Origin of the sequence: Aeromonas sp. FL131 (genome assembly GCF_049860615.1) — a bacterium.
GTDB lineage: Bacteria > Pseudomonadota > Gammaproteobacteria > Enterobacterales > Aeromonadaceae > Aeromonas > Aeromonas hydrophila.
Map to the genome: position 1 here is coordinate 218,112 of NZ_CP187595.1, position 14,319 is coordinate 232,430.

Below are 14,319 nucleotides of genomic sequence, written 5' to 3' on the forward strand. Positions count from 1 at the left end.
CAAGATGTGTAGATATGGCTTACTTCAGTATGACGCTGCCTGAAGGTATCTGGTTGGCCTCTTCGAGGCTCAGGTAGCGTGGGCCTTGTACGCTGGCCAGTGACTTGAATAACCACGGATGCGGCTTTAGCCAAGCTTTGGTGTCTTCGTAAACGTCTCCACCGACCACGAAGTAACGACCATCACACCCGTCATCGTGTAGTTCATTGGCATCAGGTGTCGAGAGTTTCAGCTGGCAGCCTTCGATGACAACCACGACTTGAGACTTGTAAACCCCAATGACGGTGGAGATTTTGTTGGCCATATCACTTGAAACCCGCCAAGCGCTAATGGCGCCCTTGTAAGCACCTCGGCTGGAGTAGGTCTCTACCAAGTTGACTACCAATGCCGTCACAATACGTACCTCGTTAAGTTGTTTGGAATGCGGTTTGTTGCTAGTGACCTGCATAGCCACCGATGAACGTGTTGATAGGGTCAGCGCGACTTGAAGTAGGCGACCTTTTCAAGGAAGTAGCGACCCAGTTCACCTTGATGTTGGTTCGCTTCGCTTTCTGCGCTGGCCAAGTGACCGTTGCGCTCCTTCCATACCGCATATGCGGCGGCCTTCTCGACCTCGACCCGTTCTTGCTGCTCTTTCGGTAGAGCACACAGATTGTGACTCATACTGGCCTCTTTGTTATTTGTTGGCGCCATGGTACGCCATCACTGGCATGCGGGACTTGCGCTGGTTCAAAGGTGGTGCGCTATAATGCCTGTATATAAACACAGGTATTTTGCCATGAAGCTGTTAACCCCAGACCCATCACCCGCCGAGGTGACCATCCCGCTGTTCTTGCACCGCGCCTCTTGCGGCTTTCCCAGCCCAGCCAGCGACTATCTGGAAGGGAAGTTGGACCTCAACACCCACTGCGTGGCCCACCCTGCAGCAACCTTCTATCTGCGTGCCGAGGGGGAGAGCATGACCGGGGTCGGCATCTTTCCCGGTGACTTGCTGGTGGTCGATAAGAGCCTCACCCCGCGCCATGGTGATGTGGTGATTGCACAACTCGATGGCGGCTTCACGGTAAAGACCTTGCAGCTCAAGCCGAGGTTGCGGCTGTTGCCAGCCAATCCGGCGTTCGCGCCTATCGACCCTTGTATGAGTCTCTCCCTGGAGTTGTTCGGAGTGGTCACCCATGTGATTGGCAATCTGAGGCAGCGTGATGGCTATAGCGCTCGTTGATGTAAACAACTTCTACGCCAGCTGTGAGCGGTTGTTTCGCCCTGAGCTGCGTGGCCGCCCGATCGTGGTGCTCTCCAACAACGATGGATGCGTGGTGTCGCGCAGCCCCGAAGCCAAGGCGATGGGTATCAAGATGGCCGGGCCCTACTTCAAGATCCGCGAGCAGTTCGAGGCGCATGGCGGTGTGGCATTCAGCTCCAACTACGCGCTCTATGGAGACATGTCTGGCAGGGTGATGAGCACGTTGGAGACCATGGCCCCCGAGCTGGAGGTCTACTCTATCGATGAAGCATTCCTGTCACTGTCGGAGTCGTTTGCCGGGGACCTCATAGCCTATGGGCAACAGATCCGGCAGCGAGTGTGGCAGTGGACCGGCCTAACGGTAGGGGTTGGGATCGGCCCCACCAAGACCCTTGCTAAGCTGGCCAACTATGCAGCCAAAAAATGGCCTGCCACAGGCGGCGTCGTGGATTTGCGTGACGAGCTGCGCCGCGCACGGCTGATGGCTATCACCCCGGTGGACGAGGTGTGGGGCATAGGACGGCGCTTGGGAGCCAAGTTGGTGGCACAAGGCATCAACACCGTTGCTGACCTGGTGGCTAGCGACGCCAAAGGGTTACGCGCCCAATACGGCGTGGTGGTCGAGCGGATCGTACAGGAGCTGCGTGGCCTGCCTTGCGCAGAGCTGACCGTTGAACCGGCGGCGAAGCAGCAGATCCTCTCGAGCCGTTCCTTTGGTGAGCGCGTGACTGACCGTGGAGAAATGGCCCAAGCGTTGTCAGGCTTTATGGCTCGCGCAGCCGAGAAGTTGCGGGCCGAGGGGATGTGTTGCCAACGGGTGCACCTGTTCGTGCGAACCAGCCCCTTTGACGAACGAGCTCCTTACTACAGTGAGCAGGCTGGCGTCCGACTGGTCTGCCCTAGCGATGATACCCGGTTGCTGCTGCAGCAAGTGAACGTGCTGCTACCGCAGATTTGGCGCGACGGTTACCGCTATCAGAAGGGGGGCGTCATGCTGAGTGAGTTCACCCCCAAGGGGCAACAACAGGCAGATCTGTTTGCCCCGTCCTCCGCTCAATCGGACGCGCTGATGGCAGTGATGGACCAGATCAAAGCCAAGGGATTGGGGCGAGTAGGCTTTGCCAGCCAAGGTACGGGGTCGCCTGAGTGGATGATGCGACAAGAGCTCCTGAGCCCCTGTTACACCACCCGCTGGGAGGACCTGCCGGTGGCCAGGTAAGTGGATACAGTAATGTGCCTACCGTTTGCTAGATGTGGTACCCCACGTGGTACCCCAATACGAGGTTTTAGGATGATTTCTCAAGATCGACAAGTCGCGGCAGCAGACCGCGAGGATAGGCGCATCTCCTCCCCTCTGATAATCTGCCGTGGCCACGGTAGCCAACTATCCCGTTTTCATTTGGAGTTTTCATGTCACTGACCAAGAGTAAAACCTCGGCCAAGCGAAAAAAAGCCGAGCCGCGCCACGAGAGTCCGGCCCTTGCCTATTTTCATCGCCAGTGGCAGGCCATCGAAAAGCTGCAGGCCAAGCTGGCCAAACAGGAGCAAGAGGGGGCGGATATCTATCAGCGCTTTGTCAGCGACATTGAGCCTCTGGAGCGTGAGCAGTGTGGGCTGATTTTTCAGCTTTGCCAGCGGCTGGCCGGTTTCACCGCCCGCAAAAGTTTTACCCAGTGGCAGCGCGAGATGCTCCATGGCTGGATTGATGAATTGATGGGGTATCTTGAATCCAACCCGTTTCGGGGGGAGCTGGATCTGGAGTCACTCTATATGGCGGTGCAAGCGGGCAGCGTCAGCCAGCTCGATGATGATCAGCTCGAGGCGAGCTGCGATTTTATCACTGACATGCTGCAAGAGGCGTTTGGCGAGAGCCCCGATGATATCGAGCTGCTGCGCGAGATGGTCAGAAATCCCGAGAAGCTGCGCGACTATATGCAAGCCCAGGCCCAAAAACAGGGCGGTGATGAGCATGAGTGGGACGACGACGCGCCGGACTGTGGCGATGACCCCTTTGCCAATGACGAGGCTTTCGCACGTTGGCAGGATCATCATGACATGGCCGATCCGGATGAGGTTGCCAGGGTTGAGCAACTGCTCGATAACTCAAGCCTTAAGCAGCTCTATCGCAAGCTGGCTATGACGCTGCACCCGGATCGGGAGCAAGACCCGGTCAAGCGTGAAGAGAAGAGCCGCCTGATGGGCGAGCTCAGCCATGCGTGGGAAACGCGGGATATGTTTACTCTGTTGCACCTGGCTCACACCCATCTGCCCGAGGCAGACAAGCTGCTGAGTGAAGAGAATCTGGTGGCCATCAATCCGGCGCTCTGGCAGAAAAAACGTGAGCTCGAGATCTGCTTTTATAGTGGCCCGGAGGGAGTGCAAGGGGTTATCTTGCACAAGTTTAAACAGCGCTCGAAGAAGAAGACCGATCTCGCGTTCGAGGAGCATCAGCACTATCTACAGCGGGATATCAAGCAGTTGCATGGACAACTGGCGACCATCACCACCCTTGCAACCCTCAAACCCTATCTGGCCGAGCGCTGGGACGCACGTCAGCACGCCATCTGGGATGAAGAGCCGGACTTTGATGAGATCTTCTTTCGATAACACTTTTTTCGAAAACACATTTTTTGAAAACACCTATTTCGAAAACAAGAGAGAGCCAATGGCTCTCTCTTGTTTTGGGTAGCTTGAAGGATGTCGTGGCAATGAGACATCCAGATGAGTGCTATCGAGGCGCTGGACAGCCAAGGGCACATGGAACACCAGCACAAGCTGACTGACCGAGTGAAAGGTGTTAGCGCCTTATTTATTCTCGGCCTGATACTGCACACCGCTCGCCGACATGGTAATGGCCGGTAGCTTTTGACGAACCGCCTCCCAAAAGCTGCTCTTGCGTTTGTGCTGCTGATAAAGCTGATTCAGATACTCCTGTGGCGAACAGAGAGGTCTCTCTCCATCCTCTTGTTCTACCTTTAAGGCCGCCTGATAATCCAGGCTCTTTTTCAGATCCGAGGCTGCCCCCGTGTAGTAGGTGCTCTTGCCCTGATTAACGACATTGGCCACCAATTGACGACGTAGCCGCACTGCCACCACGATAAATCCCTGCTGATAGAGGCGGCTCGACCAGGTTCGTACGGTTGAACCAGCAAGGAGTGAGAGATCCTCCTGCAAGTCTGCATCTGTACATTGCTCAAGCCGTTGTGCCAGTTGTGGCCATGCATCAACCTCCTCCAACAGCAACAAGACCTCGCGTAGCCCCCATGATTCGGCAATGGCAACAAACTGGCCTAATGCTACTTCTCTAGGCTCATCTCCACTTTGGCAATAACTCGCAAAAAACGAGTTTGCCCGTGTGCTAGCAAACGCGCGTAATGCCTGAGCATGAGCGTCAGCTCGGCGTCCCTCTTCCAGATAGGCCCGGATCAACACTTGATGCCACAGGTTCAATTGGCGGTGGCGCTGCAACAGAGCCGAGTCCATTGCCTCTAATACCGCGATGGCTTGATCGGCGCGTAATTCGTCGGTCAGCAGTCTGGCATAGTCAATCTGCTGACGGGGGTGGCTAAAGAGACCAGCCTGTTGCACCGAGTCAAAGAATGCAATATCACGCAACTCAAAGCTCAACCCCAACGCCTCTGGCAATAGACCTGCCGCCGCATAGTTATCGCGCAAGGCTCGCATCACTGGGGAGCCGAGCACATCACGGTAATCAAACAGGCAAGTAATGCTGATCGATGGATCAATGTCTGACAATCCGTCACGCAATTGACGAGCCAGCACCTCTGGGGGGACAGACTCTCGTTGAGCAGCGATCGCCATCAACCACTGTTCGACCAGCGCAAGATGGTAGTCCTCCCAGCTGCCACTGGATGTATCCATCTTTTCATACAAGGCTCTGGCATTCGCCAGCAACTCGAGGGCGAAGAGTTCTCCCTCCCTTGGAGAGGCGACGATCCCCTTGGCCAGCAACGGAATAAACTGATTTTGCAAGGTATCGAAGAAGGCATCCACCTCCTTATAATCCCAGGAAGGGGGGCGACGAGTGAGCTTGCTATACTCTTTTTTTGCCAATGCCAATAAGGCATCCTCAGCAGTAAGGTACTGGTTAATCAGGTGCTTTTTTGCGAGGGGAAGATGCGTTGCCAGGTCAAGCACGATAGCCAACAGCTCGGCTTGGCTTTTGCTTTCCAGTTTACTCAATTGCGCTTTGGTTAATATTCGTGCCATCAGCTGAACTACCCATTATCAGGTCTATCTAATCGAACATTGTGCCTGAGACCGATATAGATGCCTATCCATTGGAGCGACATCCCCCGGATGACAGAGACCATAAAGAACACATGGTTAAGAAACCATGTCTACGTCGCTGGAGGCGCTCAGCAATGAACACCTGCAAGAGCAAGCCACCAAGGCCCGATTTGCTGCTCGTATCCTTCATGCCCACTTTCTGGCACAACGTAGCGAACACCAGTGGTGGTACCCATCAAGATTGGCCGCAACGAGCCGTGTCCCTTTGGCTGCGGCTAGAAGTACAAGCAGTGCTGTTTGCACTGACCAACAACATAGATAGCAAGAGAGGGCCATTGGCCCTCTCTTGCATTAGGCAACATGGGGAGGATAGGTACAGTTATGTGGTCAACGCTGTTCATCAGGCTAGTCCGAGTTGAGTCGTCGACAATGATAACTAGTCTTGTAGGTGTGGGTTCAAATGTGGGTTCAAAACGAAAAAGGCACTATCAATAAAATGATGGTGCCTTTATTTTCAATAGCTTAGCTGTTATGGCTTAGTTCATGCCGTAGCGCTTGAGTTTCTTGCGCAGAGTACCGCGGTTGATGCCCATCATCACGGCGGCGCGAGTCTGGTTACCACGGGTGTACTGCATGATCACGTCCAGCATGGGAGCTTCGACTTCGGAGAGAACCATATCGTACAGATCAATCACTTCCTGACCGTTCAACTGGGCCAGGTAGTTACGCAGGGCCTGTTGCACAGAGTCACGCAGGGGGCGCTGGGTCGGCTCGGCAGCGTGATTGTGAGTAGTTGTTACCAATGCATCAGAAGTCAGGGTTTGTTCGAACATATTCGGTCGGCTCTTTAGTTATGCGTTAACCTAATCCATCGAAATACGCTTCGAGTGCCTCGAGTTGTGCATCTGCACAATCCAGGGCATTGAAGTGCTTACGGAATTCTCGGCCCGTCTCTTCTTCATCCAGATACCAGCCCACGTGTTTACGGGCAATGCGCGCTCCCAGATATGCACCATAAAACTGGTGCAGGTTGGTTACATGCTCGTTCATCAGGGTGCGAACCTCTTCCCTTTCGGGAGGCGGCAGCTTGGTGCCCGTCTCAAGAAAATGACGGATTTCCCGGAAAATCCAGGGTCGTCCTTGCGCAGCACGGCCGATCATCACGGCATCAACGCCGGTATAGTCGAGGACATACCGGGCCTTCTCCGGGCTGTCTATGTCGCCATTGGCGACAACAGGAATCGATACGGCCTGCTTAATCGCCCTGATAGTGTCGTACTCCGCCTCGCCCCGATAGAGGTCGGTACGGGTACGACCATGCACGGCAAGGGCCGCGATACCGCAATCTTCGGCGATTCGGGCGATCTCCTCGCCATTGCGGTTATCCGGATCCCATCCTGTGCGGATCTTCAAGGTGACAGGTACCTCCACTGCGTCCACTACGGCCCGGCAGATGGTTCTGACCAGGTCGGGTTGGCGCAGCAGGGCGGAACCTGCCAGCTTCTTATTCACTTTTTTTGCCGGACATCCCATGTTGATGTCGACGATCTGAGCGCCCTGCTCCACGTTGTAGCGGGCAGCAAACGCCATCATCTCGGGGTCGGCTCCGGCAATCTGGACCGATCGCAAGCCACCTTCTGCAGAGTGATCCATTCTCATCCTGGTTTTCTGGGTATCCCAGACATCCGGGTTGGCCAGCAGCATCTCGGAAACGGCCATGCCGGCGCCCAATCGCAAACAAAGTTCACGAAATGGTCGGTCTGTTACACCGGCCATGGGAGCCACAATCAGGGGAGTTTCAAGCGTGTGGGGACCTATCTGCATTCCACGGTTACCATCGGCTTAGGGCGGCGTATATTACGCATTTTTTAGTCAGGAGAAAAGGTTAGTATTTGAGCGTCAGCCATTTTTTTCTGAAAAAAACGTCGCGCCAAGGCTTGCAAATTCAGGAGTGCTTGAAAATCAGACATATTGTCGAGCCAGACTGGCGGGGCCAAATGGGTGAGGGGAGAGGCGATTTGCCTGTCCCCATCCCGGACCGGTTTGCGTTATGATAGCGAGCTTGTATCGAGCAAAGGCTCCAAACAATTTCATTACAAACAGATTGGGGATGTATGACGGCAAGGTTCATCAAATCTCTCTACCCGTGTCTGCTTGGTGCCGTGCTGGGCTCGGCCCAGGCCCAGACGGTCAGTTTCAGCGAAGCCTGGAGTCGGGTCATCCGCCAGGATGACGGGCTGGCGGCCGAGCAGGCAGGGGTGGAGCGGGCGCAGCAACTGCGCGAGGCGGCCAAGGCCATGTATCTGCCCAAGGTGGACGTGGGGGCCAGCTATACCCACCTCGATCAGCCGATGGAACTGGACATGATGGATCTCAACCCCATCGCCAACCATCCGGAATTCGGCAAGGTACTGGCGCCCATCATGCAGGCGCTCAAGCTGACGCCCAACGACTTCGTCACCCCCCTCACCAAACAGAACGTAGTGACCAGCTCGGTCAAGATGCTGTGGCCGCTGTTTACCGGTGGCCGCATCGATGCGGCGCAGGATATTCGTCAGGCCCAGGTGAGCGAGGCGCAGCAGTTGCTGGTGCTCAAGCAGCAGTCCACCTTCGAGAGCCTCTCCCAGACCTACTTCGGGGTGGTGCTGGCGGCCCAGGTGGTGCAGACCAAGCAGGAGATCGAGCAGGGGCTGTCCCACCATCTGGAGCATGCCAAGAAGCTGGAGGCCCAGGGCCAGATTGCCCGGGTCGAACGTCTCTCCGCCCAGTCGGCCTATGACCGAGCACGCATCGATACCCAGAAGGCAAGGCGCAGCCTGGAGATCGCCCAGCTGGCCCTTGGCCACATGCTCAAGCTCAAGCAGGCCGAGCCCAACACCCAGCTCTTCATCAATCAGCAGATGCCCGAGCTCGACGCCCTGGTGCAGGAGACGCTGGCGGTACATCCCGGTCTCAAGCTGCTGACGGCCAAGAAGGAGCAGGCGCAGGGAATGATCAAGCTGGAGAAGGGCAAGTACGCCCCCGAGCTGTTCCTGTTCGGCAACTACAACCTCTATGAGGATGACTCGCTGGCCTCCAAGACCACGCCGGACTGGCTGGTCGGGGTGGGCGTCAGCATGCCGCTGGTGAGCCGTGACGGCCGCTCCGAGACGGTACAGGCGGCCAAGAGCGCCGAGCTGCAGGTCAATCTGCTGCAGGCCAAGACCCGCCAGGATCTGGAACTGCTGGTCGAGAAGACCTGGCGCGAGGCGGCGCAGGGGCTGGAAGAGTTCCAGTCGCTCTCTTCCACCCAGGCGCTGGCCGAGGAGAACGTACTGCTGCGGGACAAGGCGTTCGGACAGGGGCTCTCTACCTCCCTCGATGTGGTGGATGCCCGCAACCAGCTGGCCGGGGTCAAGACCCAGCGCGCCGCTGCCGCCTATCAATACGTGATCTCGCTGGCCCGCCTCTTGGCACTCTCCGGTCAGATGAACAGTTTCAATCAATATCAGCATGGGCAAGTGATCGAGGTGAATTCATGATCGCGCGCCACTCTGCTCCTTTTTTCATGTCTGTTTCGACCGCCAAGGGTCGCCCGTTTGCCGAGGTGAATGCATGAGTCATCCCCCCATCAAGAAGAAGATGAGCCAGGCCAAGCCGCTGTTGCTGCCACTGGCGCTGGTGCTGCTGGTCATCTGGCTGGGCTGGCGTTTCTGGCTGGCCTATCAGCCGGAGCCGGTGCGCCTGCAGGGGCAGATCGAGGCGCAGCAGTACTCCGTCTCCTCCAAGGTGGCGGGCCGCATCGACGAGGTGCTGGTCAAGAAGGGTGATCAGCTGGCCAAAGATCAGCTGGTGTTTACCCTGGCCAGCCCGGAAATCGAAGCCAAGCTGAGTCAGGCCAAGGCGGGTCAGGCGGCAGCTGGCGCCATGGCCGAAGAGGCCGAGAAAGGGGCGCGCGCGCAGCAGATTGCCGCCGCCAAGGATCAGTGGCAAAAGGCCAAGGCGGCCGCATTGCTGCGCGGCAAGACCTACGAGCGCATCGCCAGCCTGCATCGGGATGGCGTGATGCCGCTGCAAAAACGCGATGAGGCCTGGACTGCCTGGCAGGCGGCCAAATACAGCGAAGGCATGGCCTGGCAGCAATACCAGATGACCCTGGAAGGGGCGCGAGAAGAGACCAAGATTGCGGCGCGCGAGCAGGCCAAGATGGCGGCCGGCGGCGTGGCCGAAGTGGAGGCCTACCTGGCCGATACCCGCATCGCCAGCCCGCACACCGGGGAAGTCTCCCAGGTGCTGCTGCGCAGCGGCGAGCTGGCTCCGCAGGGCTTCCCGGTGGTGACCCTGCTCGACATGAGCGATGCCTGGGCCCAGTTCCACGTGCGCGAAGATCTGTTGCCCCGCTTTGCGCTGGGGACCGAGTTCGATGCCCGTATTCCCGGCCTTGGCGAGCAGACGGTGCGCTTCAAGGTGACCCATGTGGCCGTGATGGGGGATTTCGCCACCTGGCGTGCCACCGATACCCGTCAGGGCTTTGACATGAAGAGCTTCCAGGTAGAGGCGCGCCCGCTGCAACCGGTTGAGGGGCTGCGGGTCGGCATGAGCGTGCTGGTCGAACTCTGATGGGACGTGAATGGCGGTTGCTGTGGCAGGATCCGTTCGGCTGGGCACTGGCAAGCTGGCTCCCCCTGTTGCTGATGGGGATCCTCTGCTGGGTCTTCTCGGCCGGGCTGGCACGGGATCTCAAGATAGGTCTGGTGGATCTGGATCAGAGCCTGCTGTCACGTGAGCTGGCCTTCTCGCTGGATGCCTCCGCCGGACTCAAGGTCGCCCAGCAGTTTGATTCCATCGAGGCAGGGGCCAGCGCGCTGCGAGGGGGCGATATCTACGCCCTGGTCGTGTTGCCGAACCACCTGGAGCGGGATGCCCGGCAAGGCACCCAGCCGCAGGTCACCGTGTTCAACAACGGCCAGTTCATCCTGATCGCCAAGCTGATCAACTCGGCGTTGGCCCAGGTGGTCGGGACGCTCAACGGTCAGGTGGGCGTGCTCTCGGCCATGGCGGGCGGCAAGGCGCTGCCCGGTGCACTGGGGCAGGCGGTGCCCATCGCCAGCCAGGTGACGGCGCTCTACAACATCAACTCCAGCTATGCCCAGTTTTTGCTGAGTGCCCTGTTACCGGCGGTGTGGCAGATCCTGGTGGTACTCTACGGCATCAATGCGCTGGCCCGCACCGATAGGCTGGGGCTGGACTGGACCACCAAAGGGGTCTGGTTCGGTCTCTGGCGCACCCTGCTGCCCCACGTGTTGATTGGCTGGGGCTGGGGGCTGGGCTGGAGCCTGCTGCTGTTCAAGGGGTTTGGTTACCCGATGCAGGGCAGTTGGCTGGTGCTGGCTACGGGGTTGGGGCTGGCGTCGGCCGCCTGCGTCAGCATGGGGGCCTTCTTCTACGGCATCATCCGGGATCCGGCTCGCGCCCTGTCGCTGGCCGGTGCTTACACGGCGCCGGGCTTTGCCTTCATGGGGGTCACCTTTCCGGTCAGCGCCATGGGGGATTTCGCCCAGTTCTGGCGCAGCCTGCTGCCCATCTCCCACTATGTCGAGCTGCAGATAGGCCAGACCAACTACGGCCAACCGCTGGCGGCGGCGCTGCCCCAGTTTGGCGCCCTGTTACTGTTTCTGCTGCCCCTGCTGTTGGTGGTACGCCGCTATCAGGCCCAGGCGAGCGCGGCCCCTGTTAATGAGGAGCCCAGGTCATGATGGGATGTTGGGATTTGCCACGCCTCGAGTGGCGGCCGATTGATTGGTGCCTCTCGCTGGCGCTACCAATCGCTGCCTCCTGGCGGTGGAAGGAGCCAATGACATGCTAGGTTTCTGGGATCTGCTGCGCCTCGAGTTGCGCACCCTGCTGGCGGACAGGGCCATCATGCTTACCCTGTTTGGCGGCGTCTTCTTCTACTCCTTCCTCTACCCGCAACCCTATCTGCACCAGCTGCCGCGGGAAGAGGCGGTGGTGGCGGTCAACGAGGATGGCAGTCAGCTGTCGCGTCAGCTGGAGTTCATGGCCGATGCCACGCCGCAGGTAAAACTGGTGGCGCGGGCGGGCAGTCTGGATGAGGCTCGTGCGTTGCTGCTGGCGGGGCAGGGCAGCGGCATTTTGCACATCCCCCGCCACTTCTATCGGGATCTGATGCAGGGCAAGAGCGTCACCTTGGGCTATGCCGGCGATGCCTCCTACTTCCTGGTTTACGGCACCATTGCCGAGGGGCTGGCCCAGGCGGGCGGTACTCTGGCCGCCCAAGTGAAGGTCGCCAGATTGCTGAGCCACGGTGAGGCCCTGCCGCAGGCTGCCATGGGCTGGAATGCGGTGGCGCTCAACGTGCTGCCGGTGTTCAACCCCACCATGGGCTATGTGAACTACGTGGTGCCGGCGGTATTCGTGCTGATCCTGCACCAGGTGCTGCTGATGGGCACCGGCATCCTGGGGGCGACCCAGAACCAGCGTAGCCAGCGCGGCGAGGCGGGCTACTGGCAGCATGCCCCCATCCTGCCACTGCTGCTGGCCCGCACCCTGGTGGTGGGGGGGCTGTTCGTGTTGCCGGTGAGCTACTTCTTCGGCTTCTGCTTCGATCACTACAACATAGTGCGCACCGCCGAGCCGGCCGCACTCTGGTTGTTCACCCTGCCGTTCCTGCTGGCCACCACCTGGCTGGGAGTGGTGCTGGGGGCACTGTTTACCCGCCGGGATCTGCCAACCCAGGTGGTGCTTGTCTCCTCGCTGCCGCTGGTTTTTCTGGCCGGTTTCATCTGGCCGCTGGAGCTGATCCCGACCCCGCTCAACTGGCTGGCCCAGTGGGTGCCGAGCACCCCGGCCATCGAAGGTTTTCTGCGGCTCAACCAGATGGGGGCCGAGTTTGCTCAGGTCTCCCACTACTGGTGGCAGCTGTGGGGGCTGGCGCTGCTCTACGGTACGCTGGCCTGCCTGCTGCTGCGTTGGCGGCAGCAGTCGTTGCCGGTTGCCAACCAGCCAGTGGTTCCGCGTGAAACGACCGCCGGTTGAGCGGGATGGTACCAGCGCGCGTGATACGGCGTGCGCGGTAAAGCGAAAAACGGTCAGCCCTTGGGCTGACCGTTTTTGTATGCGCTGGATTCAGTGACGCAGGCGCTGGTTTAGCCGCGCTGGAGCTCGGGATCGCCGATGGCGTAGATCTGGCTGTGTGCCGTCTTGTCACTCAGCAGACGCAGCCCACAGGTGGCGACGTCGGCACGACGCACCAGACCGTGCACCTCCTCGCCCTGGCTCAGCACGGCCTGACCGGTGGCCTCGCCATCCTGCAAACCTGCCGGACGCAGTATGGTCCACTCGAGCGCACTGGTCTGCAGCCAGCTCTCCGCCAGACTCTTCAATCTGACCTCGTGACCGAAGGCTGCCCGGGCCCGCTGCGGCAGATATTGCCAGCTGTCGCCGCAACCGAGTGAGGTTACCAGCAGCAGGCGCTTGAGCCCGACCAGCTCCATCTGATCGATCACCTGACGATTGCCCAGATAGTCGACAGGCTCTGTCTGGCGAAAACTGCCGAGGGTGGAGATGGCCTGCGCTCCGTCACCGGCCAGCTGGCAGGTCGCCGCGACCGCCTGCGGGTCGAGGGCATCACCGTTGACGACCTCGACTCCCAGCGCGCGCAGCTCGGTGGCCACCTCGAGACTGCGGATCAGGGCGATGACCCGGTGGCCCTGCTGCAGGGCTTGTTCGGTGAAGGCGCGGCCCAGCCCGCGGCTGGCTCCGAAGATGAGTGTGGTTGGCATGCTGCTGCTCCCTTTGACGAAAGGGCTAGCCTAGAGGGTTGTGGGGAGGCTGTAAATGAGAGTTGTTTTTATTTGTCTGGAAAAGAGGGAAGCGGCGAGCCAGGGGTGGGGCCTGGCTCGCACGGGGATCAGCCGTTGTAGTGGCCGATATGGGGGCGACGGCTGGGGCCGCTCAGGTGAATATCCACCGGATTGAACGCCTTGATCGCTTCGAACGCGAAATCACCTATCGCCTGGTGCAGGCTCTGGGGATTGTGGTTGGTGATGAGGATGACGCTTTTCGACAGGTTGCGACGGCGGCGCAGCAGGTGGCCGAGGAAGCTGGACTGGCTCTCCGCCATCTTGGCGCGGTTGGCCGAGACCTCGTCGATGATCAGCAGATCCACCTCTTCCAGGGCGCGCCGGTACTGGTTGCGCTCTTCCTGATCCTGGATCACGTTGAAGAACAACCTGTCCACGATGGAGGCCCACTGCTGGAAGATCACCGACTTCTGGTGGCGTGCGATCAACTCGTGCGCCACGGCGCCCGCCAGGGTCGACTTGCCGGTGCCGTAGTCACCGTAGATCAGCATGCAGCCACCACCGCTTTTCTCCCAGTGCTCGAAACCGCTGATGAAGTAGCGGGCGGTCTCGATGGGATATTGCAGCGCCGGATCGCCGGCATCCATCCGTTCAAACACCCAGTCGGGGTTGAGGTCGGCCTGGGCGATCAGCTTCTGGATCCGCTCCTGGCGTGCCGCCTTCTGCAACTCGCGTACCTCGGCATTGGCCTTGGCATCGTACTCCTTGCGCAGGGTCTCGTAGTCGTACTGGCTGCCGCCGGTCTCTTGCTGAAGGCGACGAATGCGCTCCAGCAGGCCTCCTACGTGGCGGCTCAATTCCGGGTCGTGAATGCGATGATCCTGCTTGGCCTTGGCGATCTTCTGGCGCTTGGCTTCGATCTCTTCCAGCTCCTGGCGCAGGGGATCGTGCGGGTCAGTCATGGAATGCTCCTTCTGCTCGGTCTGGGGTGGGGACAGGTCTCTGATTTTGCCTGCTGGCAGT

The 14,319-nt window shown here is 59.2% G+C and carries 14 protein-coding genes; 7 read left to right on the forward strand and 7 right to left on the reverse strand.

The window, feature by feature from the left end:
* Positions 1–19 precede the first annotated feature (19 nt).
* Together ACPW75_RS01220 and ACPW75_RS01225 are read right to left on the reverse strand one after the other, a co-directional pair.
* Complete coding sequence (locus ACPW75_RS01220; protein ID WP_113721844.1) at positions 20–304, reverse strand: acyl-CoA synthetase; 285 nt, start codon at positions 302–304, stop codon at positions 20–22.
* 170 nt (positions 305–474) lie between these two features.
* Complete coding sequence (locus ACPW75_RS01225) at positions 475–663, reverse strand: DUF3283 family protein (protein WP_029303587.1); 189 nt, start codon at positions 661–663, stop codon at positions 475–477.
* A 115-nt stretch (positions 664–778) separates the two neighbouring features.
* On the opposite strand from ACPW75_RS01225, the gene umuD reads away from it, so the two are divergent.
* The 3 genes from umuD (at position 779) to ACPW75_RS01240 (ending at position 3,850) form a co-directional block, all read left to right on the forward strand.
* Entirely contained in the window at positions 779–1,222 is a 444-nt protein-coding gene (gene umuD, locus ACPW75_RS01230) for a translesion error-prone DNA polymerase V autoproteolytic subunit (RefSeq protein WP_029303586.1), read from the forward strand.
* Positions 1,203–2,462: a translesion error-prone DNA polymerase V subunit UmuC gene (gene umuC, locus ACPW75_RS01235; protein WP_052815106.1), complete on the forward strand. Its 1,260-nt coding sequence runs from the start codon at positions 1,203–1,205 to the stop codon at positions 2,460–2,462. The genes umuD and umuC overlap by 20 nt, the downstream gene beginning before the upstream one ends.
* A gap of 191 nt (positions 2,463–2,653) precedes the next feature.
* A complete protein-coding gene (locus ACPW75_RS01240) occupies positions 2,654–3,850 on the forward strand; it encodes a J domain-containing protein (RefSeq protein WP_042649079.1) in 1,197 nt (398 codons plus the stop codon).
* Between the two features lie 198 nt (positions 3,851–4,048).
* Here the strand turns inward: ACPW75_RS01240 and ACPW75_RS01245 are convergent, their stop codons facing one another.
* From ACPW75_RS01245 to dusB, 3 genes are all read right to left on the reverse strand, one after another.
* Positions 4,049–5,473, reverse strand: coding sequence for a hypothetical protein (locus tag ACPW75_RS01245; RefSeq protein ID WP_201980537.1), 1,425 nt, complete (start codon positions 5,471–5,473; stop codon positions 4,049–4,051).
* Positions 5,474–6,030: 557 nt separating this feature from the next.
* Positions 6,031–6,327 (reverse strand): DNA-binding transcriptional regulator Fis, encoded by a 297-nt coding sequence (gene fis, locus ACPW75_RS01250; RefSeq protein WP_005309538.1) that lies wholly within the window; start codon positions 6,325–6,327, stop codon positions 6,031–6,033.
* 25 nt (positions 6,328–6,352) lie between these two features.
* On the reverse strand, positions 6,353–7,318 hold the full coding sequence (gene dusB / locus ACPW75_RS01255; protein WP_011707259.1) for a tRNA dihydrouridine synthase DusB: 966 nt from the start codon (positions 7,316–7,318) through the stop codon (positions 6,353–6,355).
* Between the two features lie 290 nt (positions 7,319–7,608).
* On the opposite strand from dusB, the gene ACPW75_RS01260 reads away from it, so the two are divergent.
* The 4 genes from ACPW75_RS01260 (at position 7,609) to ACPW75_RS01275 (ending at position 12,529) form a co-directional block, all read left to right on the forward strand.
* On the forward strand, positions 7,609–9,015 hold the full coding sequence (locus ACPW75_RS01260) for a TolC family protein (RefSeq protein ID WP_016351868.1): 1,407 nt from the start codon (positions 7,609–7,611) through the stop codon (positions 9,013–9,015).
* A gap of 73 nt (positions 9,016–9,088) precedes the next feature.
* Positions 9,089–10,093 (forward strand): HlyD family secretion protein, encoded by a 1,005-nt coding sequence (locus tag ACPW75_RS01265; protein ID WP_017410991.1) that lies wholly within the window; start codon positions 9,089–9,091, stop codon positions 10,091–10,093.
* Positions 10,093–11,229, forward strand: coding sequence for an ABC transporter permease (locus ACPW75_RS01270; RefSeq protein WP_077097226.1), 1,137 nt, complete (start codon positions 10,093–10,095; stop codon positions 11,227–11,229). Before ACPW75_RS01265 ends, ACPW75_RS01270 begins: the two co-directional genes overlap by 1 nt.
* Positions 11,230–11,332: 103 nt before the next feature.
* Positions 11,333–12,529: an ABC transporter permease gene (locus ACPW75_RS01275; protein ID WP_077097224.1), complete on the forward strand. Its 1,197-nt coding sequence runs from the start codon at positions 11,333–11,335 to the stop codon at positions 12,527–12,529.
* A 110-nt stretch (positions 12,530–12,639) separates the two neighbouring features.
* Here the strand turns inward: ACPW75_RS01275 and ACPW75_RS01280 are convergent, their stop codons facing one another.
* Both ACPW75_RS01280 and ACPW75_RS01285 read right to left on the reverse strand, forming a co-directional pair.
* On the reverse strand, positions 12,640–13,275 hold the full coding sequence (locus ACPW75_RS01280) for an SDR family oxidoreductase (protein ID WP_077097222.1): 636 nt from the start codon (positions 13,273–13,275) through the stop codon (positions 12,640–12,642).
* Between the two features lie 128 nt (positions 13,276–13,403).
* Positions 13,404–14,258, reverse strand: a complete 855-nt coding sequence (locus ACPW75_RS01285) for a DnaA ATPase domain-containing protein (protein WP_073351547.1) — start codon at positions 14,256–14,258, stop codon at positions 13,404–13,406.
* Between the last annotated feature and the right edge of the window lie 61 nt (positions 14,259–14,319).

Bases quoted from the DNA above. Each gene is read 5' to 3' on its own strand.
- ACPW75_RS01220 (WP_113721844.1), bottom strand. From the start codon at position 304: ATGGCCAACAAAATCTCCACCGTCATTGGGGTTTACAAGTCTCAAGTC.
- ACPW75_RS01225 (WP_029303587.1), bottom strand. From the start codon at position 663: ATGAGTCACAATCTGTGTGCTCTACCGAAAGAGCAGCAAGAACGGGTC.
- umuD (WP_029303586.1), top strand. From the start codon at position 779: ATGAAGCTGTTAACCCCAGACCCATCACCCGCCGAGGTGACCATCCCG.
- umuC (WP_052815106.1), top strand. From the start codon at position 1,203: ATGGCTATAGCGCTCGTTGATGTAAACAACTTCTACGCCAGCTGTGAG.
- ACPW75_RS01240 (WP_042649079.1), top strand. From the start codon at position 2,654: ATGTCACTGACCAAGAGTAAAACCTCGGCCAAGCGAAAAAAAGCCGAG.
- ACPW75_RS01245 (WP_201980537.1), bottom strand. From the start codon at position 5,473: ATGGCACGAATATTAACCAAAGCGCAATTGAGTAAACTGGAAAGCAAA.
- fis (WP_005309538.1), bottom strand. From the start codon at position 6,327: ATGTTCGAACAAACCCTGACTTCTGATGCATTGGTAACAACTACTCAC.
- dusB (WP_011707259.1), bottom strand. From the start codon at position 7,318: ATGCAGATAGGTCCCCACACGCTTGAAACTCCCCTGATTGTGGCTCCC.
- ACPW75_RS01260 (WP_016351868.1), top strand. From the start codon at position 7,609: ATGACGGCAAGGTTCATCAAATCTCTCTACCCGTGTCTGCTTGGTGCC.
- ACPW75_RS01265 (WP_017410991.1), top strand. From the start codon at position 9,089: ATGAGTCATCCCCCCATCAAGAAGAAGATGAGCCAGGCCAAGCCGCTG.
- ACPW75_RS01270 (WP_077097226.1), top strand. From the start codon at position 10,093: ATGGGACGTGAATGGCGGTTGCTGTGGCAGGATCCGTTCGGCTGGGCA.
- ACPW75_RS01275 (WP_077097224.1), top strand. From the start codon at position 11,333: ATGCTAGGTTTCTGGGATCTGCTGCGCCTCGAGTTGCGCACCCTGCTG.
- ACPW75_RS01280 (WP_077097222.1), bottom strand. From the start codon at position 13,275: ATGCCAACCACACTCATCTTCGGAGCCAGCCGCGGGCTGGGCCGCGCC.
- ACPW75_RS01285 (WP_073351547.1), bottom strand. From the start codon at position 14,258: ATGACTGACCCGCACGATCCCCTGCGCCAGGAGCTGGAAGAGATCGAA.